The organism is Haloferula sp. A504 (assembly GCF_044385805.1).
Lineage (GTDB): Bacteria > Verrucomicrobiota > Verrucomicrobiia > Verrucomicrobiales > Akkermansiaceae > Haloferula.
On sequence record NZ_JBISBU010000022.1, the window covers coordinates 14,972 to 41,115 of the forward strand.

Genomic DNA, 26,144 nt, shown 5'->3' on the forward strand with positions numbered 1-26,144 from the left:
GAAGCCGGGGGCGGGTGGCGGTTTGCAACCACCTTTGGAAAACCCAATAACCAAAGGTGGTGAGCGAGTCCTGCCGAACGAAAGGTGGTCACGTCAGCGGGGAGAGCGGTTGATGAGGCAAAGGGAGCGAACTTCATCAAGATGAGCGACGACCCGGCCACGCTTCAATGGCGATCTCCCGAAGCGCTGAAACCTCGATTAGGATAGTCCGCAATCAAGGGGACGATGAAGCTCCCCGCTAGTATCCCGCGCGTCAAGTTCGTCACCTTTCGTATTTGTGGAGGATTTTTGAAGTTTGCTCGCTTTGCTCGACGGGGGGAAGGGGCGCGGATCTTTTTCCCAACTGCGGCGTTGCTCGTCGGTCACAAATCTCGATTTGCTTTCTCCTCACGCCTTGCATTTGGAAAAAATTTCTCGCGCGAAAGCCGACGCTCTTTCCGCGCGGGACACTAGGGGCCGGTGTCGCTGGAAATCCGAATCCTTCCGAAGAGAGCTGGCGGGCTGCCGGGAGCGGCGTATTGCAGCGACTGCGGGCCGTCGGCCCCTAGAGGGCCGATGCTGCTGCGTTCGGTCCAATCGCCCCCGTCGAGCGACTCGCTGGTTTCAATCACGTAGCTGCGGCCGGTGCGGCCGTCGAAGTCGATTCGCAAGGTCGAGGGAGCCGGCGCGGAAACGGTCGTGCGGAAGAACGAGCTTGGATCGTTGGCGGCGGTGCCGGTGATGAGCTCCATAAGGTCGCTGTCCGGATCGCCATCGAAGTTGTCATTCCCGCCCCGGCTGGCGGTGAGGTTGCCGAACTGGGAGATTTCCCAGTTGTCGTCCAGCAGGTCGCCGTCGGTGTCGGGGAAGGCACCGGTGGTGAGTTCGACGCTGGTCGCGGTGTAGACCAACTGCCAGTGTTCGCCGGACGGCGGGGCAGGCAGGCTGGTAGTGGTGAAACGCCCGCTGATCGAGGTAGCCTGGATCAGGGTGGGAGAGTTTGCGGTGCCGGGTAGCACTTTCAGATGTCCCTGGAGGGCGGCGGTCCCGTCCACGGTGATCGTGTTGTCGAGGTTCATCTCGAGAGTGGCTCCAGCCATCATCTCGAGCGAACGGGTCTGCATGCCGGAGGCGAGGGCCAGAGTGCCGCCCTGAATGCGGGTGGTGCCTCCCCAGGCGTTGGCACCGGCGAGTTTCACCCTGGCCGCACCACTCTTGGTCAGCGAACAGGGATTCGCGAAGACCGAGATGTCGCCGCTGACGAGGTAGTCCAGCGGGCTTTCGCCGGTGATCTCGAAGTCGTTGTAGAGAATCAGATCGTTGGCGATCTCGAAGCTGTAGCTGGAACTTGAGGTGCTGGTGGCGTCAAGCCGCAGGCCCGGCGGGGTGCCGGTCTGGTCGTTGACAAACATCATCGGGTTCCCGGTCACGGTGGCGGTGCGGTCGGCGGTGCCGCCGAAGCTGCCTGCAAAGACGATCTCGTTGAGCATGAAACCCAACGCGGTCAGTCGGTCGAGGTCGTTGTTGGCGGTGTAGTCGGCATCGTTGCGTGGACGGAATTCGAGGGAGAGGTTCGGGTAGACGTCGTTGGTCACCATGGTCTTGTTGGAGGAGCCATCGGTCCAGGCGTTGGCGGTCGAGAAGTTCTGGTTGGTGGCGACGCTCTCGCGGAAACGGAAGTCGTCGAAGCGGTTGGAACTCGCATCCGTCCACCGCTCCTTGTCGAACTGCACCTCGTAGGCGACGAACTTTTCGAGCAGGTCCTGGCGGATCTCGGGATAGGTGGCGGAAAGGTCGTCGGGCTCGCCGGAGCCATTGGCATTGATGCGGTTCAGCCGGTTGCCCGATGACGTGCCGCTGAGCTTCCATTCTCCTTCCAAAATGGCCCAGTCCGGTTTCCGGCGCCAGACGAGGCGTTCATGCGGTGGACTTGTGTTTTCACCGGTCAGGTAGGGCAGCAGGTTGACGCCGTCGGTCTGTTTCTCGACCGTGCCGCCGGCGGCCTCGACGAAGGTGGGATACATGTCGAGGGTGCTGATCGCATGAGCATAGGTGCCGACGTGGTATTGTCCTGGATTTGCGGGGTCGGGAATGCGGACGATGAAGGGAACCCGATGCCCGCCCTCGTAGGGTGAGCCCTTGTCTCCGTGGAGAGGGAAGTTGCGGTGAGCTTCGTCCTTGTTGGTGGGGCCGCCGTTGTCGTTGGTAAAGACAACGATCGTGTTTCCGGCGATGGAGTCGGCGGTGTCGCCGTCGTTGTTCGGATCTTCGAGACGGTCGAGGATGTAGCCGATCGCGCGGTCCATGGCATGAACCAGGGCGGCCGAGTTCCTGTGGTTCGCGGTCCAGTCGGTAAAGCCCGAGAACAGGGCGAGGTCTTCGGCCTTGGACAAGTCGTAGGGACCGTGCGGCGTGGTGAAGGGGAGGTAAAGGAAGAAGGGCTGGCCGGTGTTGGCGTTTGCGTGGATGAATTCGCAGGCGGCATCGCCAAAGGCATCCGTCAGGTGGCGGCCGTGGGTGGGGTCTGGCGCGATGCCGTTGAAAGACGGCTCGTTGACCCAGTTGCTGCGCCAGTTGCCATCGTTGTCACGCAATCTCTTGTCGTCGCTGGACTCCGTGCCGAAGTACTGACGGGAGCCGCCCCACATGCCGTAAAAGTAGTCCACGCCGCGCTGTTTCGGTTGTTTGGTGAGATGGCGGCCAATGTGCCACTTGCCCACGACGCCGATCTCGTAGCCCAGTTCTCCGAGCCGTTCGAAGATGAGCTTCTCGTCGAGCGGCATCCCGTCGTTGGGGTCGTTGGCATTCGCCACGTTGCCCTCGTAGCCGAAGCGGTTCTGCATGCGTCCACTGAGCAAGCCGGCGCGAGACGGGCTGCACACCGATGACGAAACGTAGGCCGCGCTACAGAGGATGCTCTGCTGGGCAAGCTGGTCGAGGTTCGGCGTGAGGAACTCGGTGGTCTGTCCGGTCAAGGGGTCCTGAAAGCCGAAGTCCTGGTAGCCGGCATCGTCCGCGAACAGAAAGATGATGTTCGGTTGGCTTGAGGAAGGCGGCGGGTCGGAGGCTGTGATCTGGACGTTGTCCAGGAAATAGACATCTTGTCCGTCGCCGCCCGCATTGCCCTCGATGGTGGCGAACAAGAGGATCACATCTCCCCCGGTGTAGTTGAAGTCGAAGGATTGAAGGGTAAAGTCCGTGTTGTCGGGAAGAGTCGTTTGTTTCGATCCGAGAAGGGCCGGAGTCGCTGTACCGGCGTCCACAGTGGGCAGGGCGCTCACACCCGGCATGACGTTGATGGTGTAGCTGCCGCTTCCCCCTGAGGAGTCGGCCTCCCAAACGCTGGCATGGACGTAGTCTTCCGGTTCGGCAGAAGCGTTGGTGCTCAGGTAGTAGCTCAAGGTGTAGCTGCCGGGGGTGAGGATGGTGGAGTCCAACAGAATGGAGAATCCGCGGGTTTCCCCGTCCGGGTTGTCGCTGGGTCGCAGCCGCATGACCCCGGCTGCGCCATCGCTTCCGGCGCTCGTTCGATGATCCACCCGGCCGCCGCCCCGGATGAACTTGGTGCCAGTGGCGGTTACATCCTCGGTGACCCCGGGGGAGATGCTGTCGGCGGCCCAGGTGGGCTCGCTGGCGAACTTTTCTTCCCAGACGACAGTGGCGGATGCCGAAGCGGCGCTGAAGACCAGCAAGAGTAGGGCCAGATGGGCGGTGTTTTGTGGATGCACGGTTGGTGGATCTTGATCTGTGAAGAGAAGTCCGCCCCTCGAGCGATTTCATCGAACGACGGCTGGATCGGTATCCATAACGGGCCGCCCTTCTGGGCGGCCCGGAAGTCATGTGATCCGACTCGTGAGAGCCGGATTGGAAGCAAGTTCGCTCAGCGGCGTCGGCGCAGAAGTGCCAACATGCACAGGCCTCCCAGTAGAGCAGCGGCGGAGGGCTCGGGAACCGCGGTGATCTCGATGGTGTAAGCGTTCAGGGCTGCGATTTCTCCAGCTCCGGATGTAATAGTGAAAAAGCTGGAAGTATCGAAAGTAGCATCGGTGGTGGTGGCAACAGTGCCAGCCTCGTGGGTAATATCTAATGTGCCAGTCACATTGCTGAGTTGGGCATATGTAAAACCAATGCTTAGATCCGACCCGTCGATGCCGTCATATCCGATGATGCTGATTCCAGCAATTGTCGCTGTCAAAGTCTCACCGTCATCTATTCGGTTGCTATTACCTCCAGTGACGGAAACTTTGCCACTGGTGGCTGATTCCTGAACAGCTGATCCTCCAGTCTGTGTGAATGCTACTTGGAATTGGATCACTCCAGTTCCCGCTCCTCCAAACTCCGTCGCACCGAGACTTGTCAAGTCCGCTCCGGTCAAAGTGTAGCCCAAGTTAGGAAGCTCGCCAGGAATCTCATTGGCGCTAGCGAATATCCCCGGAGTCGTTGTCCCGGTGAACGAATTTGGAGGTCCATTATTGGGATCGCCTGTCAATGGGGTGACATCGGTAACGGTTATCACCACGGCTGCCTGCAAACTGCCTGCGACCATGAGGGAGGATAGGATGATGGGTTGGATGAGTTTCATGATCATTTGCATTGGGGGTGTGGTAGCCTTCTCTGTTGGCGGTAAGATGGCGGCTGCGAAGCCGGCTGTTCAACCCGCAATTGAAAAGTCGCTGTTACCAAAATTTAGCCAGGATCTGAGTGGGAGTGGGCTTAGCTGTCCAGACGGCTCCTCAGGGCGCCGATTCCGGCAACGCTTGCCTGCCTTTCGCCGGTGAATCATCTCAGCCCGGCCACTACGCGCAGGAAATGCCGTGGTGCGGACGGAAGGGGCCATGTGAGGGTCACCCGATCAAACCCTTCGGAGAAGCCATCTGGGGTTACCTCGATGGTGCCATCGGTGATCTCGCTCCAGGAGTCCGGGCTGAGGTCCGGTGAGGACTGGACCTGATCTTCGAGACCGGCATCGGGATCGGAGCGCCGGGGGAAGGAAAAGCTGAGGGTGCCCCCTGCATGGGAGACCTGCAACGGGTGTCCGCGGTCCGCCGGGTCGGTCGGATGACCGCCCCACGCATATTCGCCCAGATTGGACAGCCGATCCCCATCCTCGTCGCCGTCGAGCCCCGTGCGCAGTTGGTGAAACTCCGCCCAGAGCGCATAGGGGGCACGGGAGGCGTCGGAGAGGAGGGTGAGCTGATCGAGTTGGGGCTGATTGTTGCCGTTGTCGCGGAAGCGCAGCGTGTTGACACCGGCGTTCAAAGCGACACCGGGTTGGGAGACCTCCTGCCATGCGTTGTTCCAGCTTCCGGTGTTCGGGCAGGGCAGTGCACTCCGAACCGCGACGCCGTTGACGGAAACTTCGGCCGCCATGGCATCGACCGCGCCGGCCACGCGGAATGCCAGCGAGTAGGTTCCCGCCTCCGCGAGATCGACGGAGAAGGTGACCGCCCCGCCCTCGTCGAGATCGACATAGCCGCTTCCGCTCCAGCCCCCGCCGAGGTTGTTGATGAATCCAGCGGTGATCGCGGCATCCTCGGCCTGAACAACCAGAGGCGAGCCGCCCGCGCGGGGAGACTCCGCCGACACGATGTTGCTGGGGATGGACTGCTCCGGACTCGCGTAGGACGTTCGGTAATAGTAGAAATAGGGGATGCCCTGGATCACGCTGGCATCGGTGTATCCGGCGGTGCTCAGATTGCTTGCCACCGGGGTGTAGGGACCGGCCGGACCGGTGGCCCGAAAGAGGGTGTAGCTGTCGGCGGCCGGGTCGGGGTCTTCCGGCCAGGACAGCTCGATCCCGCCTGCGGTGACCGTAGCGGAGAGTGACAGGGCGGTGCCGCTCATGGCCGTCAATTCGTTTCTTCGTGCGATCAGGTCGGCGAGCCGTTGCGGGTGGGTGGCGGCGAGGTTGGCGGACTCGGACGGATCGTTTTCGAGGTCGTAGAGTTCGCCGGTGCCCACGATTTTCCAGCGACCCTGGCGGAAGCCGAGCGAGGATCCGGTGTTGTTCGCCTGGATCAGGTGCTCGCGCCCCCGGGTGCCGGTCACGCCAAGGAGCGGCTCGAGGAGATTTTGGCTGTCCGGATAGGCGTTGGAGTCGGGGCGCACCTGCCCGGTCATGGCCGCGAAACTGGCGGCGAGGTCGAGCGAGCAGACGATTTCATCCGAGACCTGCCCGGCGGCGATCCGGCCGGGCCACCAGGTGATGAACGGGGTGCGTGTGCCTCCTTCGAAGACGCTGTATTTTCCGCCCCGGTGGATTCCTGCGGGTTGATGGCCGGTAGCCGTGTTCTTGGAAACGGAGTCGTCGTTGTATCCATCGTCGAGAACCGGGCCATTATCGCTGCAGAAAACGATGAGGGTATCGTCCTCGATGCCGAGCGCCTCGAGCTTGTCGAGGATCGCCCCGACGCTCCAATCGATCTGGGCAATGGCATCGCCCCGCCAGCCGAGTGCGGAAACACCCTGGAACCGCTCGTGGGGCAGCCGCGGCACATGGCAATCCTGGGAGGAGAAGAAGAGAAAGAATGGCCCGTTCCGGTTGGCCTCGATCCAGGCCAGCGCCTTGTTCATGAAGTCATCCGTCATGTCCTCGTCGCGCCAGCGTGCCGCCTGGCCTCCGCTGAAGTATCCGATGCGGCCGACGCCGTTGTGCACGGAGTTGTTGTGCCCGTGGCTGGAAGTGTAGGTCAGTGCACTGGCGGGAACGCCGCTGTATGGATTGCTGTCGGGAATCTGGCTGCTGCTGACCGTCAGTGGATCGGCCGGATCGAGGTTCGCGACGGCATGATTTTCGACATAGACGCTGGGCACGCGGTCATTGGTGTTCGGTAGCAGGAAGCAGTAGTCGAAGCCCAGTTCCAGGGGACCGGGACTGAGCACTCCGTTCCAGTCCGGGGCAGCCCCCGAACCGAGGCCGAGATGCCATTTTCCGACCACGGCCGTGGCGTATCCCGCCGACTTGAAGATGTCCGCGATGGTCCTGCGTTCGGGATCAATGACCAGGGTGGAGTTGATGCCTCCGATCCCCGTGCCGCTGCTCCGCCACGCATATCGCCCGGTCATGAAGGCGTAGCGGGTGGGGGTGCAGGTCGAGTTGGCGCTGTAGCCGCTGGTGAAGCGCAGCCCCTCAGAGGCAAGCCGGTCGATCTGAGGCGTCGCCAACACGGCCGGATCCGCTCCATAGGCACCGACATCGCCGTAGCCCAGGTCGTCGGCCATGATGACGATCACGTTGGGTCGCTCCTCTGCGGCGTTTCCGCCGTGGGCGCCGATGCCGACGAGAGCCGCCGTGGCGAGCATGCTCAGGGGGAGCGAACCTATCATCATTTTCGAGCGGGGCTTCATGAGGGCGGTTTGGCGGAAGGGAAATGGCTGTGAGGCCAAGTGCCGCTAGAGCTCCCTCACTCCAGTTCGACCTGAATCTGGAAGAACCGGTGGCTCGGCCCATCGGGAATGGGGAAGACGTTTTCCGGGGGAGTGGCTGAGAACGGGCCCGCAAAGGGGGCGAAGGGCGTCACGAGATCGCCGGACTCAAGGATGCGGTACACTCTCCCCGGAGCGCTGGGCCAACGAATCTCAAGACTGCCCGATGCCGTCGATATGGATGCCGCGAAGAACGAACGGGGACTGGTCGGATTGGTACCGGCCAGGTATTCCTCCCAGGCCAGCATCCCGTCGCCATCGTGGTCGATCAGGTCGGCGGCTTCATGGTCACCGCCGTCGATCTCGTAAAACTCGAGCCACGAATAAGGTGTGCCCTGGGCGGTGGTTGCGTCCGCAGTGAGGGTGACCGTGGTGCCGGTGTAAGTGATGTCAAAGAGAGTGCCGTCGGAGCCGGTGACGCGTTGTTCCGGATGGTTGTAGGTGCCTGTAAGGGATCCGGCGGTGAGGATGGTGAAGGAGTCACCGCGAGCCGGCGTGAAGCCGGGGTCGACGGTGACCGCCAGGCTACCGGCCAGGGTGGCGGAGCCAGCAATGAGAAGCTGGGAGTGATTCTCCGCCTCACTTCCGGCGAGGGTGAGTTCGAGGGTCGCCCCGGTTGACTCGCGGTAGTCGCCGGTGATTTGAAGGCTGCGGCTGCCGGAAACCGTGACCGGGTCGCCGTTGCGTAGCAGGGAGACATCGTCGATGGATGCGAACTCGCCACTGGACTCGGCGGTGGCTGATTCGATCCGCAGCCAAAGCGATTGTCCGACTGAACCGGCTGTGGCGGCGATTTCGGTGCTGGCCGAGTTGTAGCCGGTGGAGAAATCCTGCGTGGGTGTGACGGTGATGCTGCCGATGGTATGGTCGCCGCCGTCCTGATAGTAGAGCGTGGCGGTGATCGTGTCTGCGCCGAGATCCCAGTTCAAGGCACCCGCGTGTTGGAAGCTCAGCGTAAAGGCATCACCAGTCTGGATCGTGAGACCGGTATCGGTGGATGGAGAAACCGGCCCGTTGGATCCGTTGCCCACGATGCCACGGTAGCTGCCGGAGCTTGGATTGGTGGTGTTGCGGGCGTTGACCGACTGATCTCCGCCGAGGTTGGTCCAGCTGTCGGTGGCACTGAAGGCGGTGCCGCTGCCGCTTTCGAATCCGCCGTTGGTCAGCAGTTCGGTGCCGGAGCCGGGGATGGTGGTGCCGCTCGATTCGGTGACGGCCAGCGTGCCCGCACTGTGGAGCGAGGTGTCGAGCGTGCCCGCGCCTTCAAGCGTGCCGTCTTCCCGCAGGTCGATCCGCCGCTGAGATCGAACCATGCCGTTGTCGAGCGTGAGCTTCGAATGGGCGGAGAGGCGCAGTTCGTTGCGTGCGGTGAGCGTCCGGGAGCCGACTTCGAGAGTCTGGGTGGCGGTGGTCGATGCACCCCGGACCTCCAGGCCCAGCACCTCGAGATCGGCATCCGCAGTGGCGGTGGCCGGCGTGGTACCGCTGTTCTCCATCCGCGCAATCCATGAAGCGTTCGGTGCGCCGCTGTCGGTCTGATAGACGGTGTTGTTGAGGGCGTTCCGGTATTCGTAATCGGACCAGTGGGCAGCGTCGGAGGTGACGTCTCCGTCATTGCCCGTCCATTGGTGATAGGTGATGGCGGACCAGGCTGGCTCGGTGACGCGTTCGGCCAGGGCGATCGCGCTGAGTTCGGCGACGAGAGCCGTATTGCTGCCGGAGATATCGTCTGATTCGTCGGGATCGGTCGCGAGGTTATAGAGCGCGTTTCCGGGGCCAACCAGCTTCATGTCCCCGCGGATGATGGAGTAATTGGGCTGCGCCTCATGGATCAGATATTCCCGCGTCCGCTGGTGGCCGCTGCCGGTGAGGGTCGGGGCGATCGAGACGCCGTCGATGCCCAACGGCGTTTCGACACCCACCACATCGCAGAGTGTGGGGAGCAGGTCGGTGACATCGATGGGCTGATCGCTGTTCGTGCCAGGTTGAAGTGATGAAGTGGTGTTGATCATCGCGGGCCAGCGGATGACCATTGGCACGCGGATGCCGCCTTCGTAGATGCTGCCTTTGCTCCCGCGGAGACCGCCGTTGGCATTGATCTCCGAACGGGCGTTGTTGCTTGGCCCACCATTGTCCGACATAAAGATGACGATCGTGTTGTCAGCCACGGAGTCGCTGGTGTCTCCATCGTTGTTGGGGTCCTCCAGCGCGGCCAGGATGTTGCCCAGGTGGGCATCGATGCGCGTGACCATCGCCGCCCATTGCTTGGCCTCGCTGGACATGCCGGCAAAGGGTGCATTGCCCGAGTAGGCGGCGTCCCAATTCGGCAATTGGCTGATTTCGGCGTAGGGGGAATGGGGTACCTGAACGGCCAGCAGGCCGAAAAAGGGCTGGCCGGTGGAATGGTAGGTCTGCGCCTGCGCGCGGACGAAATCGAGGGCGGCAAAACAGTAGGCATCGTCGCAGTAGCTGGTAGCCGGGTAGCCGGGATCGCTTTGAAAGGCGGGTGTTTCGGGGTAGTTGGCGTTGTTGCCGTAGGCCGCGATCGAGTTGGGAACCAGTTCCAGTCCGCCGAGGGCCCCTGCGGTGGCGGGCGCTTTCCAAAGGGTCGGCTGGTAGAAGGTGTGGGCCCGGATGTGGTGGAGTTCGGCCAGAACGTCCTGGTAGCCGTGGGAGGTGGGTAGCGTCTGGAGGTTGAGGATCTGCGGATTGGATTGATCCTGCGAGGCGCCGTAGCCCCATTTGCCCCAGTAGCCGGTGGCGTATCCGGCCTCCGAGAGCACGTCGCCCATCAACCGGTCGTCGGCCCGCATCGCCTTGCGTGCGTTATCGGGGTCATTGCGGTCGGCGTAGGTGTGGCCCTGGTGAAAGCCGGACTGCTGCGAGGAGCGGGCCGGGGAGCAGACCGTGCAGCCGTAGGCCCGGGTGAAATTCACCCCCTGATCTGCCAGGCTATCTATGTTGGGGGTCAGGACATGAGGCAGGCCGTCAAGTTTACGCTGGGCCTGCCCGTTGGGCCCGATCGATCCCCAGCCCATGTCATCGACGTAGAGGTAGAGAATGTTGGGTTTGGGAGCGCCTTGAGCCGCTGCCAACAGCAAGTTGAGCAGGATAAGGAACAAGGGAGATGTTTTCATATGGCCGAAAAAACACCCGAGGGCAATTTGCCCCCGGGTGTCTTGGATATCCCGTAAGAATGGGATCATATTGAAAAACCTGCCATCTCAGCGACGGCGGCGCAGCAAGGACAAGCCGACGAAGCCGGAAACCAACGCAAGCGACGAAGGCTCGGGAACCGCAGCGTTGATTACCACGTCGAAGCCCTGCAAATTCATAGCATCATTACCGGTGTTGCTCTGTACGGGTTGAATGGTAACGAAGGAAGAAGAGGCGAAGCTTGTGAGTCTTTCAGCGATCCCTGTCCTTCCAATCGTGCCGCCATCATGGATGACATTCCATTCTTCAGAGGGACCTAAACCGCCGACATCGGCATTGACCAAGCCGAGGCCGATCACGCCGCCGAATGTCGTGAGGCCGGCGTTGAGAGAGACCGCTGCCGTCAACGTCTCACCAACATCGATCTGGTTGTCATCACCACTATCACCACGCACCGAGACATTACCAAATCCGTTGAACTGGACTCCGGTGCCGCCGGTTTGGGAGTAGGTGATATCAAAGGCGATTGTATCAGTGAGAGTGCCGCCAACGCTGGTTAAGTCGAGATTCGATATGGTGTAGGTGGTAGTCAAAAGATTCGCCGGTGCAGAGATGTCCCCGAGTGTGGTTGACAGGGCGCGAGTTCCTGAGCCGTTGGCCCCGTCGGGAACCGATTCGGTGACCGTGAAAGTCACGGCGGCATGCAAGCTGCCAGAGAAGAGGATGGCAGCAAGTGTAAGGAGTTCTGTGCTGGCGAGTTTCATGGCTGGGAGATCTGTGGAGTGATAAATTTGGTGGGAAGTGCTGTTGGGCTCGAGGTTTGGCTGCGGGGAAGCCTCCTTTGCAGGGCGCTTTTGGGGCGATAATCGTTCCGAAAGTTGCCGCGAGGTTTGCAGGTGGCCGGGCCGCTTTTCAAGTGGAATCCTGGAAGTATCTGGCATCAATTCTAGGACAGCGATCCATTCTCTGAATGCCAGGGATCACGCTGAGGAGACGAAGAGCGCTTGCCCATGATCTTTCAGCGGGCCGGTCTGCTCCGGTGGAAGGTCAGGTCCCAGAGCGTGCCGGGGTGAAGCTGCGCCGTAAGCCATGGTGGAACGGATCGGCGCGATGAGGCAGGCCGGGCGGGCAGGGGAAGAAGGCCCGTGATCGGGAAGATGCCCAGCATGCCGGGATCAGGGATCGAGCGCAGGGGCTGAAGATCGATTTCATCATGGGATCTCGGAGTTTCAGAGCGGCAGGCGGGAGGGTCTCGCCTAGGGGGCGGTTTCGGCCCGTAGGAAGGTCGCGTCCTTGGCGGTGCCGAGGTTGAACTGCACCGTGGCATGGCCGATGGCATCGGTCGTCACCTCGTTGCCGTCGAGGGTTCCGACGCTGGCTCCGGTCAGGGGGATCGGATTCTGATCGGGATTCGAGAAATCCAGGTCGTCAGCCTCGACCAAAATGTAGGCGGTGTTGGCGGCGCCTGCGATGCTCACCTCGGCGCTGCCGTCGGTCGGATCGTAGGTGAATCCGAGCAGGGCGGGGGAAGCCGGCCCCGGAATGGAGGCCAGCACGACGTTGTCGATTCGGCTAAACTCCCTCTCTCCTTCGACCGCGTTGTTCTGGTCAAATTCGATCCAGAGATCCCGGCCCACATTGGCGGCGACCACCGCGCCAATGCCGTTGAAGTCGTAGTTCTTGTAGCCCGCCCCGTTGGCGAACCCGGTGATGGTCCCGCTCGCGATCTCGGTGACGGTTCCACTGGTGGTGTCATCGCTGGTGGTGAACAGGCGCCAGATCACCTCGTCCGTGCTCTGCCACCTGAACAGCGGGATCCAGTCGAAGCTCAGGTCGTAGGTTTCTCCCGCTCCGACCTTGTGACCCGTGTTGAGCAGCAGGCCGGTGGCGAGATCCGTGTTGAGGTCGTCATCGTAACCAATCACGGCGGAGTAGGTCCCATCGCTGGCATTGTTGTCGATGCGCTGCTCCTGAACGTTTGCAGCGGGATTCAACGACGGCTGCCAGAGATCGATGGTGGAGCCGATTCCGGTGCCGGTGCCGTCCTCGAAACTGCCGTTGAGGGTGGTGCTGTCGATGATGGTTGTGGCAGCCGAGGGCGAGATCGGGAAGATGGCGAAGCATGCCGGGATCAGGCATCGGGCGAATGAGTTGAAGATCGTTTTCATCATCAGATCTTGGAAGTTCAGAGCGGCAGGAAGGAGAGTCTCGTCTACGGGGCCGTCTCGGCCCGGAGGAAGGTGGCGGCCTTGGCGGTGCCGAGGTTGAACTGCACCGTGGCGTTGCCGCTGGCATCGGTCGTCACCTCGTTGCCGTCGAGCGTTCCCACGCTGGCGGCGGTGAGTGGAATCGGGTTCTGATCCGGATTCGAGAAATCCAGGTCATCGGCCTCGACCAGCTTGTAGTTGGTGTTGGCGGCGCCGACAATGCTCACCTCGGCGCTGCCGTCGGCCGGATCGTAGGTGAAGTCGGCGAGGGCCAGTGTGGAAGGGTCGGAGGTCGTAATGGCTTCGATCCAAATCGCGGAATTCGATCCGCCCGACTCTCCGGTCCATCCGACGACTCCGCCTCCGGTTGTGTTACTAATCAACGAGGAACGCGAACTGGCACTGCTGAGTTGTTGTTGCGCCAGAAGCGTCGTGCGGGTTAGACCTGAAGGGAGCAGATTCCCAGCTGCCACGCTGTTGCTGCCAACGACATCCAGAATCAGCGAGCCCGCCGCCAAAGCAGGCACCGTGATGTCGCCGCCTCCACTCGAACCGCCAGCAAGGCTGGAGAAGTCGGCATTGGAGACCTGCAGCACCGAGACTCCAAATCCACTGGCTCCATTTAAAGTATCAGTGAATTCCATGTCGATGCTTAGACCGCTGGTGGCGACTTCATTGCCGAGGTCCAGCGCAAAAATGTAACTCTCTCGCAAACCAACGTCGTTGGATTCGAAAGCTGGTGTCAGCTCGTTCCCGTCGAAAGTAACACTTTCGAAGGTATGCACTTCGCTGCCAATGGCGATTAAAAGAACGCTGTTGTCTGCCGTAACCGTGTTGAAATTAAAGGAAGCCGAGCCTGTTCCAGCAGCTGTTCCCAGATTCAAGTATTGCTCCACGACAACTTGGCCGTTGGCTGACAAGATCGCCATCGCAGCAATGGCGACAGCTGTATGAAATGAGGGGATTGATTTCATGGTGATGATGGGTTGGATGCGTTGTTCTGTGTTCGAAGCCGGGAAGAACCGGGGAGCGACCGCTCTTGGTCGGAAATCATCCGGCTCCGCAAACGAGCAGTTGCATGGCATCTGGCATCGGTTTTGGGACAGCATGTGGTACCGGTGATCGGGGTTTCCTTTCTGGGATAGGTGCTGATTGGTAGCCGCTTCTGGAGAGGTCCCTCAAGGTGCCGTCTCGGCCCGGAGGAAGGTGGCGGCCTTGGCGGTGCCGAGGTTGAACTGCACGGTGGCGTTGCCGCTGCCATCGGTGGTCACCTCGTTGCCGTCGAGCGTTCCGACGCTGGCACCGGTGAGCGGAATCGGATCCTGATCCGGATTCGAGAAATCCAGGTCGTCGGCCTCGACCAGCTTGTAGTTGGTGTTGGCCGCGCCGACGATGCTCACCTCGGCGCTGCCGTCGGCCGGATCGTAGGTGAAGTCGGCGAGGGTGACCTGGCCTGGTGCCGCCGGGATCGTCACCTGGACATCCCAAGTGCCCGCATAATACCTCCCGGTGCCTCCCCATTCCATCAAGAGGCCGGAATCGAGCCCGCCGGGTGCGAGGTCCACATCGGCCACTCCGGCCGCGGTGTTGACGCCATTGATTTTTGGGACGCTTGTCCCGGTCAAGTTCAGCAAATGAACCCCGGAGAAGCCGTCGAATGTGCCGCTGCCGTTCCCGGTACCGCCGTTCAGATTCACCACCAGACTGCTGAACTGGATGTTGATGAATTCATCGCTGGCGTTGATGTTCCCGCCAGTGTCGAGATTGAGGTAACCTTGGTTGAGTGGTTCGTCGTTGGGCACGTCATCGACGGCGAACCCGGGCGTGCCGATGCCACCCGAACTCGCGGTGACGGTGAAGCTGAGCACGAACGAATCGTTGAATCCCCCGGTTCCGTCGAGGTCGAGTCCCCCGACGGTATAGGCGAGGGTGGCCGCTGAGGGTTCCCCCTCGCCGTCTTCGAGAAAGTCACTGACGTCGAGTGTCGCCGTGTTGCTGCCATCGCCCACCACCGGAGCGCCGGCCCGGTCGCCGACCACAACGCTGTCTTGAGTGATAACCGCGTTGTTGCGCCTTGTCGGGTCCGACGGGTTGTCGGATGGAGAGGCCCAGTCCGTGTTGGACAAGCCATTCAGGGTGATTTCGACAGCCCCTGCCGGAACGAGTCCAAGCGCGAGGACGAGGAGTGGGAGAATACTGCGTTTCATGGGATGGAGGGAGGAAGTTGAGTTCCAAGTGTGGCTGAGGGTTGGCGTGAATGCCTTGACCACCTATCAACTGACTGCAGCGCAGCCGGCAATTCAATGGAAAGTGTCGAAACGTCTGTTACCTTTGTTAATACAGTTTGCGACTTTCCGGACGGGACGCACTCAGCCGACGGGGCAGGGGTGCAGGTCGAATGGCATTTCCTCAAGCGCACCGCTTCGTGCCGATCCCGGAGGGACCACGCATTCCAGCCGGGCGCTTCAGCGCCCGGAATCCGCAGTCGGATTCTCCCGTCGGGCACCGACGAGACATCGGGAAACCGGCTCCTGGACCCTGCATCGTCGGTTCCCGACGAAGGAATCCGCCCCATCAACCCGGGGGCTGAAGCACCCCGGCTTGGATGTGCCGTCCCATCGGGACGCTCGATCACCGGGCTTGAGGCAGTGCGATTCGGCTTGGGTCCCTCATGCAGATCCGCGATCCCTCTCCACGAGGGTTGGCTTGGCCGGATGATTCCGTTGACCCAGAGCCCGCGGGTCCTTCGATCATTCCCAATACTTTCAAATGCTGTGGGGACTCCCCATGGATCGAACGGAACTTTGGCAGGGCTCCGGTTTCTGATGCAAATCCGGTATCAGTGGCCGCGAGGGTTGGACTTGCCCGGAGGATCCCCGAGGCCAACTTTTCGGAGGTGCAACGATCATTCCCTGTCTCATGCCAGATTCTCGCCCTGGCCGTTGGCGTCATTGTCTCGAACTCGCAGGCGTCGGCTGGGGATCGGCCGGAGTTTCTCACCGAGATTCCCGGCCTGACCGCGAAGGGCGAGCGTGCCTTCACCCCGGTCCCGGACCTGACCAAGGGAGGCAAGCCCGACGACAAGCATGACTGGACGCTGGGGCCGACCGGCCTGCGCGGATGGATGTGGGCGATGCGACTCCAGACCACCCTGGCCCGCCAGATCCTCGTCACGAAGGTCGACAAGGGTTCGCCGGCGGATGGCAAACTCGAGGTCGGCGATGTGATCCTCGGGGTCGGGGGCGATTATTTCCGGGACGATGCCCGCAAGGCTTTCGGGCGGGCCATCACCGAGGCGGAGAAGGAAGAGAACGGTGGCATCCTGAAGCTCAAGCGGTGGCGTGCGGGAAAGGTGGAGGATGTGGAACTGGAGATCGGCGTGATGGGCACCTACAGCGAGTTGTCGCCCTTCGACTGCCCCAAGTCGGCGCGAATCCTAGACGAGGCCTGCCAGGCCATCGCACGGCGCGGGCTGGAGAAGAACATCCCGGGCTACGTCAACGCGCTCGCCCTGCTCTCCACCGGCGACCCGCAATACCTTCCCATGGTGCGCGACTTCTGCCGCAGCCTCGAGCCCCTCGAGGACACCAAGATGTCCTCGTGGACCGTCGGTTACATGAACATCCTTCTCTCCGAGTATTACCTGCTCACCGGAGACGAGGAAGTTTTGCCCGAGATTCGTGAGATGGCGCTCTATTTCGCCAAGGGCCAGAGCTTCGCCGGCACCTGGGGCCACACCAACGCCGGCCCGAACGGGATCTGCATCGGCTACGGCGCGATGAGCCAACCCTCGCTTTCGGTCGGCGTTTCCCTGCTGCTCAACCAGAAGTGCGGCATCGATGATCCGGTGCTTGCCGAGGCGATCGGCAAGACCGACATTTTCTTCTCCACCCACGTCGACAAGGGCAGCATCCCCTACGGCGACGGGATTCCCGACAAGGTGCACGACAGCAACGGCCGCTCGTCGCTGGCGGTCATCTTCTTCGACCTGCTGGATCGTCCGAAGTCCTACGACTACTGGGCGCGGATGACCGTCGCCTCCTACCTCCAGCGTGAGGAGGGCCATACCGGCAACTACTGGGGCATGCTGTGGGGTCCGCTCGGAGCCATGCGTGCCGGACCCGAGGCCACCGCCGCCTTCCTGCGCGAGATGCACTGGTTCTACGATCTTGAGAGGCGCTGGGACGGCAGTTTCATGTATCAGGGAGGCGCGGGCATGTCGGGTGCCGAGCACACCACGCCCGGCTGGGACACCACCGGGGCACGCGTGCTGATGTATGCGATGAACCTGCGCAAGCTTCACGTCACCGGCAAGGGACAGAAGGAAATGAACGCGCTCACCGGCGAGCGACTCGCCAAGACGCTCGAGGCGGGAGCGGACTACAGCATCTGGCTGCGCGAGGGGAAGGTGGACATCGATCCGTGGGACGAACTCAGCGTCGAGCAACTTTTCCGCAAGCTGGGGACCTGGTCGACGCCGCAACGCATCCGCGCCGCCGATGCGCTGGCGCGCAAGGAGCAGGACGTCATCCCGCAGCTCATGGAGCTTCTCCACAGCAAGGATCGCGAAACGCTATTGGGAGCCATCTACGGGCTCGAATCGCAGGGGGCCAAGGCCGAGCCGGCGATCGACATGCTGGTTGCGCTCCTGCGACACGATGATTTGTGGATCCGCTTCCGGGCCGGCTGCGCGCTGTGCGCGATCGGCCAGCCCGCGCGCGAGAAGGCCGTGCCGGTCATCCTCGACCTGGCGGTGCGCGACGAACCGGACGATCCGCGCGACATGAACCAGCGCTACATGAGCTTCCTTCTCTGGGGAGGCGGCGTGAACGGCGAACCCATCGGGCTGATCCGAAGCGATCTCGAAGGGGTCGACGAAGCGAAGCTGGCCGCGGCCATCAAGCGCATCCTGCGCTGCCCGCACGGCCAGGTCCGCATGCTGGTCTCAAAGTGCCTGAAGCTGATGGACGAGGAGCAGCTCAATGACCTTTGGCCGGACATCGTCTGGGCTGTCAGGAATCCCGCCCCCAGCGGCGTCATGTTCAACGCCGACATCCGCGAAACCGGGGTCGAACTGCTGGCCAAGCACCGTTACCGCGAGGGCGTCGAGGTGCTGGCCGATTACATCAAGACGATGAAGGAGCACGGCTCCGGGAAGCGCATCGTCCTGCTCATGGACCTGCTCGCCGGCTACGGCGAGGAGGCGAAGGCGGTGCTGCCGGAACTCCGCGAAGCCCGCGAGTACTACGCCGAGAATTTCGGCCCCGGCAAAACGATCGAGTTTCCCCAGTTTGCCGCCGAAAGGTTCCTCAAGGGATTCGACGAGGGTCTCAAGGCGATTGAGGAAAGCGAGGGGTCTCCGCAGGATCTGCGTGACCTGCCGAAGTGATTTCGGCTCCTCCAGGGTGCCCGTCGAAATTGGATTCACCGCCAAGACGCCAAGGGCGCAAAGCTCCGACCCAAGAACCTTGGATTCCGTCTTCTTTGCGATCTTGGATGGTCCGAGCAACCAGGCCTGCCATCGTCCGGTGCCGGGCATCCAGCGGTCTTGGAAATGGCCCGCAGGGTCATGAGAACAAAGCCCGGGGCAGCGCCGGGGATTTCGTGGCGGAAACACAGGCGGCCTGAAAGGTCGCGAGAACCGACATGGACTCGCAGAGTCTCTCGCGACCTTTCAGGCCGCGGGAGCAGGGAGGGGCCGTTGGCCCGGGGCTGCGTTCTACCGACCCTTCGGGCCGGAGGCAGTGGGCACTCAGGCCGGGTTCAGGCCGGGCTCAGGTTTCGCGGGTCGGCCCTCCGGCTGGCTATGGGTCTCCCGTGCCGCTGGTATTGCAGGGTTTCAGAGCTTGCCCACCACTTTCAGCCACAGCCTGACAAAGTCCGCGCCGCCACGATTCATCGATCGGCCCGCCGGACGAAAGATCGGTTCAACTCCTGGAACTCGTATGAAGCATCAGTCGCTTCGCGATGGGGAAGCGGCACGGTCGCCTTTCCGGCATCAAGGCGTGTCCGTCGGAGGCCGTTCGCTCAGCGCAATCAGCGAGCGCAGCGTCACCGTGCCATTGGCAGGGCCGATGAAGCATAGTTCGCGGCGCTCCTCGGTCACGCGCCAGGTCGACGAGAAGACCGTCTTCAGCTCGGGCTGCAGGCGGAAGATCTTCACGGGAAAGGGCTCGTCCCAATCGCGGGCGTGGAAGTCCACCGACTTGCCCGTCGAGAGCTGGATCCGCTTCCTGCCGGCCGCGATGCCAAGCGGTTCGGAGCAGGCGTTGAACACCTTCATGCTGCCCGCCTTCCAGTCCTTGGCGTTCAACAGCCTCCCTTGCCAGCGGGCCGGGTTGTCAGCCTCCGTCTCGGACCAGAGGACGATGTAGGCCAGCTTCGCGCCGGGTGGGATGCTCATCGAGACGAGAGGCTCGGGCGCGGAAGCCGGGTCCTCATCCTTCATGATGGGCTCGTCGAAGAACTGAATCATGCCTCCCCGCAACTTCACCCGGCCCGAGAAGTAGCGGGCACTGAGCTGCAGCGGCATGGTTGCGCCGTCGTCATCCCGCCAGTGCACCAGCCCCGAGGAATCGGCGGGCAGGCTGAGGGCGGCGACCGCCACCTCGCAGCTCCGCTCCTCGGCCCCCAGGCACGGCGAAAGGAACAGGAGAAGGGCGTGAAGCAAGGCCGCGCAGGGAAGGGGGATCTCAGATCTCATCATGGTTGAGCCAGCGGAACGAGGTGATTTCGAATTGCCTGCCGTAGGCCAGGTTGGCCGGTTGCAGGGAGGCGGTTTCCCCGGGCAGCTTGCCGGCGATCCGCATCTTCTTGTCCGCCGCATCGGACGGGTCCACGTACTCGGGCATCCGCTGCACCACGGCCTCGCACCAGGCCTGGGCGGCGATCCGGCCATCGGCGAGGCTTTCCCCGTAGGCGCGGATCACGAAGGTGTCGCCCCGAACGCTGAGCGAGGTGGAGAGGCCCTGCAGGATGTCGGACTGCATCACGTAGCCCGGGATCCCCGCATAGCGGGATCCCCTGGCGGCTTTCGGGTTCGGATAGGATGCCGACAGGGAGGAGATCATGTCGTCACCGCCCTTGTAGGCCTTGTTGATGCTTTCGCCGGTGCCGCTGGTCGTGCCGCTGTAGCCGGCGTTGAACTCGTCCCAGTCGATCGCGGCCTGCAGCGCGCCGGTGACGCCGGTATCGTCCGTGGTCAGCCTGCGGTTGATGAATTCCGCCATGTTGAGGAAGGGTCCGCGCAGCTTGACCTGGCGGACGATCTCCTCGGCCAGCTTGTCGATCTGGGGCTCGGTGAGCTTGCGGATGCCGCGCCACGCGTGGTCGTCGTCCGGGCCGTCCGCCGCGGACTCGCTGTTGGCCAGCGGATGGCGCGAAAGGGTCACTTCGTCCTCATCCGGCGGAATCACCGAGGTGCCGGAGTTGGGATCGAAGCAGGCGATGGGGCGGTCCGCCAGGCTCATGAGCAGCGCCTTCCAGGCCTGCTGCGAGGTGCTGTTCACGTTGAACTGGCCCTTGTTGAGGATGTGGGAGGCGATCCGGTCCCAGCCATTCTCGCCGGTCGCGGCAGTCGTGGTTTCAACCAGATCGACAAGATCCTCGACGGTCTTGTCCCGCCGATACGGCAGAAAGTGCGGGGACATCGGCGTGGGTTCGTTGGAGAAGAAGTCCCTGGCGACTTCCTCCTTCGAAGCGATCACGCTGCCATTGCTGGTGACCGGCGCGATTCCCGAGCAGAACCAGGAATCCCAAAGCTCCTCGTTGGAGAGGAACAGGTGGTCCCAGTAATCGTCGATCACCGGCAGGTAGGTGCCTCGGTCATTGTCCCAGCCCGTGTCCTCGCCGAAGTCGACGCGGGTGTAAACCTCGTCGGCCTCGACCATCGGGTGGGCGTAGGCATTGCCGATGCCCAGACCGAACGCCCCGCCGGCATGCGCCTTGTGCTTCAGGTTGAAGAACCCGCGGTTGACGTAGGCACCGGGCGCCAACGAACTCCTGACCGATGGGTTGGAGAAATTGTCCTCGGTCTGCGCCAGACGGGCGCTCGCGTGATCGACCCGGATCCCGGCAAACGAGGCCAGGCTGGTGGTCGGCCCGATCGGCAGGCTGTGGGCGGAGATATGCGTCTGTCCGCTGGCCGGGGTGAAGCCGCCGCCGAAGAAGCCGCTCGGCCCATCCGCCTGCAGCAGGGAGGAAAGCTCCTGGTCGCCGTTCACGGGCCGGTAATGAATCTGGTAGGGGAAATCCGCCCGGTTCAGGTCGTTGGGGTGCATCAGGAAGTGCGCCAGCCGCGAGTGCGGCGCATGCAGCCAGGTGCGGTTGCGGTAATCCTTGGCCAAGCCCAGGCTGGAATCGTAAACAAGCTGCTCGGCGCATTTCGCGGTGATGCTGTAGATCCCGATCGGAACCGGCGGCGACCCGGGCCTGCCGTCCCACTTGGCGCGGTAGGCCGGATGATCGCGGACGATCCATGCCTGATCCATCTCCGTCGGGCCCATCCAGTCGATCAGGGTGAAGCCCAGGTTGGCCACCGGGTGCCAGCCGATCGTGTAGTCGACCAGGCGGCCGTTCTCCTCATAAACCCCCTGGGTCGCCGTGCTGACTTCCTGAAAGTGGTGGACAATGGCGGATTTCCTCGATCCCCCGAAATGATAGGGGTCGATCCGGCCATTGACGGGCCGTGTGGCGAAGCGCAGCGCAAACGACAACTCGCCGTTGCCGACCTGGCCGGCCGAGCCCGGATTGACGATGTATCGCAAGCCGCGGATTCCCGGCAAGTTCTCGACCGGGGTGTAGCCCGGAGTGGCGATGAAGTTGCGCTGGTCGTGCGCCCCGCCGCCCTGGCGCGTGGCCTCCGAGTCCGTGCTGAAGACCCGCACCTGACCCGGCTCGAACACGATGTCCGATCCGTTGCCCTCGGTCAGCACCATCCGGTAGCCGGACTGGTTGGCCGTCACGGTGTTGTTGACCTTCCCCTGACCGAAGGCGAGCACCTCGGGAAACTGGTCGTCGCTGATCAGGGTGTTGCCCCGGTAAACCCGGTGCCACATGCCGACCGAGTAGAACATGGCCGCAAGGTAGGAAACCTCCTTGGAGGAAACCCGCATCGTCACGTTGTACGGGTTCCACACGTAGATCACCGGGATCGCGAGGATCTGGTATTCGATACCGCCCGGCATGGACGAATTCGCCACCGAAGCGGTGGCCAGCACCCAGTTCTGGCGCAACATCACCAACTGTCGCATGTAGCCGGCGGTATCCCACCGCTGCGGCTGGACCCCCATGACGAATCGACGAGTCTCCGGAGTGCCGCCGCTCCACTCGATCGGCTGCTTGTCGCCGTCACCCGGAAATTCCCGATAGACCCGGTAATACTCGCGCATCTGACGCCACGACATCGGCGCCACGTAGGGGTTCTGGGGAGTGATGTCCGCCAACTCGCCGGTCATCGGGCGGATCGGCGCGTCGAACGGACGCCCGCCGAACACCGGCGCCTCGTCCATTCCCTCCGGGATCACATCGGATTCGAAGGCCAGGTTGATGTCGCTCTTGAAGCCGCCCGAGCGCACGTCGGTAAGAAGACCCACACTGTAGGCCGTCAGGTCGTGGAAGTGCTCGGCGGCCCCTCCGGTTCCGATCCCGGCCTGCCCGGTGGTGACCATTTTCGCAAGCGACTCCGGGCGGGTGTCGAAGCCGGACATGGCCGTCATCGTCTCGATGCCCGTGCGGCCGGTGTGGGAGGCCACGATCTGCGCGGATGCGAGGGTGGTGGCCTCGTCGCGCGCCTCCAGGTCGATGCGGGCCTTCAGCGACTCGTCGGACACCCACCACGCGTAGTTTCCGCCGACCCGGTCGCCGTTTTTCAGCGCAATCCTGCGGGCCCTGACGTGCTTGGCCGCGTCCGGACCCGCGCTACTGCCGCCGCACAGCTCGACCCAGTCCGCGGCCGGTTGCGAGTCGATGGCGGTGGCGTATTCGTCGGCATCCGGATGGCTCACCAGCCATCCGCGGAACAAGGAGGGATCGCGGCCGGGCTTGTAGGTGTCCTGGATGGAGAGGCTGTCCTTGTTGTCCGTCAGCCATGAATCCCAGGAATCCCACACTCCCAGGTAATGCGGATTCGAAACCCCGTCGACCTCCTCGGTGCCGGGATTCGCATCCAGGATCTCCGCGCGTGCCGAGATCCGCTGGTCGGGCCCCATCTGCTTCTGGAGCTGGCCGATGGCGACCACCAGGCCGAGGCGGGCGTTGGCCCGCGCCTCGGCCAGCGCGAGTTCATGCGAACTGCCGCGCAGCGAAACCGCCGAGAGGCTGAGCAGGCCGACCGCGAGCAGCGCCAGCAGGACCATGAGGGAGACGGTGACGACCAAGGCGAAGCCGCTGCGTCCCGGGTTGGTGAATGCCGATGATTTCATGCTGGAATCGGGTCAATATGCCGGAATGAAACGTGCCTTGGTCAAGCGGTGTGGAAGGGGTGACAAGCCACGGCGCCTGACGTTCGGCACGTATTTACTTTTGCAGGCGGTTTTGCGGCTTTTCAACTGAAGAACCGCGGGGGTGCTGATATCATTCCTAGTATAGTTGGTTGGTTCGTTGGAGATCTGCCGTTCATGGGGGTCTCCGGGATTCCAAGGCTCGACCAATCCCCTTGGTGCCCAGCTCCTTGTTCGGAGCACCGGGCGACGTTCCGATCGTCCTTCCGGTAACGGAAACCGCCTTGATGGGGGGCTGGGGCGAATGGCGCTTCCTTAAGAGACTGTTGAAAAACCCCGAACCGCCCCGCCGCCAGGAATGGGGAATTGGAAATCGTGCGCTTCGCGAAGGCAACGGATGGCGGCCCTGACGGGCGGAACTCCTTGAAAACGCTGGCTGCGTTGCTTGTCGGTCGAGGATCTCGATCCACTTCCTCCACGCGCCTTGCCAGCCTTTCCAAGGAGTTCCGCGGGACCATCCGGAGTTTTGCAACAGTCTCTTAAGCCCCGCAGACCGACGTCCCGAAGGGACGGGACATCCATAGCCGGGGACTTCGAGTCCCCGGTGGTCGCCGGGCGGTCTCCCTCGTCGGAAACCGACGAGACAGGTTGTGCGGGGCGTGTTTCGATGTTCCGTCGGTTTCCGACGGGGGAACTTCTCTTCCTGATTCCGGGCGCTGAAGCGCCCGGCTGATCATGCATGGTCCCTTCGGGGCCATCGAAAGGATCGCCAAAGGACAGTGGCCATTCGGTCCGGGGCCGCTGGCTTCTGGACATGGATTCTTGAGCGCCACACCTGACGATGGGCCACTCTCGCGGGCGGGGATTCCGGCGGTGTCCGATTGACTATTCAAAAAGTGGTATCAGGCGCTTTTTCGGTCGCTCATTGATTCGAGGTCTCGTTTCGTTCATTCCGTCGGTAGAAAGTCAAGATTCGCACCGATGAAGCTCGCCCCCATCCCCTCACTGATCCCCGTATTTCTCGCTGCTGGAGGCCTCCTGCATGCGGCTCCGCTCGTTTACGAAGGCTTCGACTACGAGACCGGGGGAGTGGGCGGGAACAATGGCGGAACGGGTTTCACCGGGGCTTGGAGCACGGTGAAAGCCGCCCCTCAGGTCACTAGCCCCGGCCTGAGCTGGGGAAGCCTTGAAGTGGCCGGCAACTCCGTGATCGGCTCATCTGGCACCGGGGGAGCGGCACGCGACATCGGGGCGACCTCCGTGCTGGATAGTGGCGGCTTGATGGGCAACGGCGAGACCCTCTGGTTCAGTGTTCTTCTGGAGCTCGGGACCGAGACCGTTGTCAATGTCGACTGCAACTTCTCATTGGGCACGGACGGTTTCGCCAATTACATTCAAGGTACGGATCCTTTCGCCCGGAGGCTCGATCTGCAAAGTGGCGAGGGGATTGGATTCGCCTTGAGCAACGTGAACTCGAACACAGGCAGGATCGATGGCGCTTATTGGCAGGATGATGGTGATGCTGACAGCTACGCCAACCGCGTGAAGTCAACCGGCACGGCAACCTTCGATAGGGAAACCAGTCTGCTGATTGTCGGCAAGATTGATTGGGGAGCCGATGATCTGGCGGCTGAGACGCTCACTCTCTATGCTCCCGATGCCAGCCTGAATCTCGGAACACCCGTTTTGGCGGCGACGAGTCTTGTCGCGCTCGACCAGTCCGCCTTCGATACGGTGGCATTCCAATTGAAAGCCGACGTGAAGATCGACGAGATCCGTTTCGGTGCGACCTCTGACGACGTGCTTCCGGTCGCGGTCAGCGCCGTCGAGCCGAGAATCACCTCGATCACCTCGGTCGGGCAGGACCTTTGGGAGCTGACGCTCGTCGGCGATCCATCAACGGACTACGAATTCTACTCCTCCACCACGCTCGATTTCACCGCGGGCGCGCTGATCGAGAATCTGGTACAGGGCGACCCAGTCGGCGATGCGGGCACCGTCGGCGGCACCAGCAACAGCGTGCTGACGACCGACGCCAACGGCGACGGCAAGGTCCGCGTGACCCTGACCGGAGACCCGCGCGACTTCGTCCGGGCGCAATCCGCGCCATAAATCCGACTCAGCAGAAGACTTCGAATGCTCCAAAAGCCAACTCCAACTCCTTGAATCCAACCTCATGATTATGAAAGCAAGCGACACAAAACGAATCACCCGACCTCTCGCCGGCCTTCTTGTTGTGATGGTCACTGCCATCAGCCCGGCCGGTGCAGCCATTACATTCGACTTTACCTCCGGTAGTAACACCTCTTCTCCGGACTCGCTCACTGTGTCCTCTCTTGTCGATGGGACACCCACAGATTCGTCGGGCGGAAGCGGACTGGAAGATAATGTTTCGGTCACGGGATCTTTGACCGGATTGACCGATAACACGGATGGTTTCGACATGGATCTGCAAGTGTGGACCACCGCCAGCGTAAGCGGAAATGATGTGACGCTAACGACTGTAAACAGCGAGTTCGCGGTAAATTCCGATGGTTTTGCACCCAGCAACGGCCTCTTCAAGGGGGACACCAGTCAAGGTATGAGCATCGTATTCGATCTCACGAATTTCGCTACGAACACCATCCTTCGCCTCACCGATTTCAACGCCACCCAAGTGACGGGAACATCAGCGGCTAATGCACTGCTCGTCATCGACGGTGTATCGTCAACTGACTTGGGAGGCGTGGACGGAAGTGGCCTGTCGATCGACATCAGCGATGGGAGTATGCTGTTCATCAAGAACAATTCAGGTGAACTGGCTGGTAATGATGGTAACAATCGATTTCGCATCACCACGATGACTTTTGAGGCGGTTGCTATTCCAGAGCCCAGTTCTTTCGCGCTGCTGAGTCTGTCCGGCCTGGCTCTGTTCCGCCGCCGCCGTTGAACCTTTGAA

The 26,144-nt window shown here is 62.2% G+C and carries 13 protein-coding genes; 3 read left to right on the forward strand and 10 right to left on the reverse strand.

Annotated elements, in window-relative coordinates:
• Positions 1-449: 449 nt before the first annotated feature.
• The 8 genes from ACG2LG_RS12150 to ACG2LG_RS12185 form a co-directional block, all read right to left on the reverse strand.
• Positions 450-3,707 (reverse strand): sulfatase-like hydrolase/transferase, encoded by a 3,258-nt coding sequence (locus tag ACG2LG_RS12150; protein WP_396259334.1) that lies wholly within the window; start codon positions 3,705-3,707, stop codon positions 450-452.
• Positions 3,708-3,859: 152 nt separating this feature from the next.
• Positions 3,860-4,561, reverse strand: a complete 702-nt coding sequence (locus ACG2LG_RS12155) for a PEP-CTERM sorting domain-containing protein (RefSeq protein WP_396259336.1) — start codon at positions 4,559-4,561, stop codon at positions 3,860-3,862.
• 197 nt (positions 4,562-4,758) lie between these two features.
• Positions 4,759-7,305, reverse strand: a complete 2,547-nt coding sequence (locus tag ACG2LG_RS12160; RefSeq protein WP_396259337.1) for a sulfatase-like hydrolase/transferase — start codon at positions 7,303-7,305, stop codon at positions 4,759-4,761.
• Positions 7,306-7,382: 77 nt separating this feature from the next.
• Positions 7,383-10,541 carry a sulfatase-like hydrolase/transferase gene (locus tag ACG2LG_RS12165; protein ID WP_396259339.1) on the reverse strand — a complete coding sequence of 1,053 codons (3,159 nt, stop codon included), beginning with the start codon at positions 10,539-10,541 and terminating at the stop codon, positions 7,383-7,385.
• 87 nt (positions 10,542-10,628) lie between these two features.
• Positions 10,629-11,324: a PEP-CTERM sorting domain-containing protein gene (locus tag ACG2LG_RS12170; RefSeq protein ID WP_396259341.1), complete on the reverse strand. Its 696-nt coding sequence runs from the start codon at positions 11,322-11,324 to the stop codon at positions 10,629-10,631.
• Positions 11,325-11,816: 492 nt separating this feature from the next.
• Positions 11,817-12,728 (reverse strand): hypothetical protein, encoded by a 912-nt coding sequence (locus ACG2LG_RS12175; RefSeq protein ID WP_396259343.1) that lies wholly within the window; start codon positions 12,726-12,728, stop codon positions 11,817-11,819.
• A gap of 44 nt (positions 12,729-12,772) precedes the next feature.
• Positions 12,773-13,741 (reverse strand): hypothetical protein, encoded by a 969-nt coding sequence (locus ACG2LG_RS12180; RefSeq protein ID WP_396259345.1) that lies wholly within the window; start codon positions 13,739-13,741, stop codon positions 12,773-12,775.
• A gap of 204 nt (positions 13,742-13,945) precedes the next feature.
• Positions 13,946-14,974: a hypothetical protein gene (locus tag ACG2LG_RS12185; RefSeq protein ID WP_396259346.1), complete on the reverse strand. Its 1,029-nt coding sequence runs from the start codon at positions 14,972-14,974 to the stop codon at positions 13,946-13,948.
• Positions 14,975-15,663: 689 nt separating this feature from the next.
• On the opposite strand from ACG2LG_RS12185, the gene ACG2LG_RS12190 reads away from it, so the two are divergent.
• Complete coding sequence (locus ACG2LG_RS12190; protein ID WP_396259348.1) at positions 15,664-18,156, forward strand: DUF6288 domain-containing protein; 2,493 nt, start codon at positions 15,664-15,666, stop codon at positions 18,154-18,156.
• A gap of 609 nt (positions 18,157-18,765) precedes the next feature.
• On the opposite strand, the gene ACG2LG_RS12195 is transcribed toward ACG2LG_RS12190, so the two are convergent.
• Both ACG2LG_RS12195 and ACG2LG_RS12200 read right to left on the reverse strand, forming a co-directional pair.
• Positions 18,766-19,470 (reverse strand): hypothetical protein, encoded by a 705-nt coding sequence (locus ACG2LG_RS12195; RefSeq protein ID WP_396259350.1) that lies wholly within the window; start codon positions 19,468-19,470, stop codon positions 18,766-18,768.
• Complete coding sequence (locus ACG2LG_RS12200; RefSeq protein ID WP_396259352.1) at positions 19,460-23,188, reverse strand: hypothetical protein; 3,729 nt, start codon at positions 23,186-23,188, stop codon at positions 19,460-19,462. The genes ACG2LG_RS12195 and ACG2LG_RS12200 overlap by 11 nt, the downstream gene beginning before the upstream one ends.
• Positions 23,189-24,187: 999 nt before the next feature.
• On the opposite strand from ACG2LG_RS12200, the gene ACG2LG_RS12205 reads away from it, so the two are divergent.
• Positions 24,188-25,318: a hypothetical protein gene (locus ACG2LG_RS12205; RefSeq protein WP_396259354.1), complete on the forward strand. Its 1,131-nt coding sequence runs from the start codon at positions 24,188-24,190 to the stop codon at positions 25,316-25,318.
• 70 nt (positions 25,319-25,388) lie between these two features.
• Positions 25,389-26,135: a PEP-CTERM sorting domain-containing protein gene (locus tag ACG2LG_RS12210; RefSeq protein WP_396259356.1), complete on the forward strand. Its 747-nt coding sequence runs from the start codon at positions 25,389-25,391 to the stop codon at positions 26,133-26,135.
• Positions 26,136-26,144: the final 9 nt, after the last annotated feature.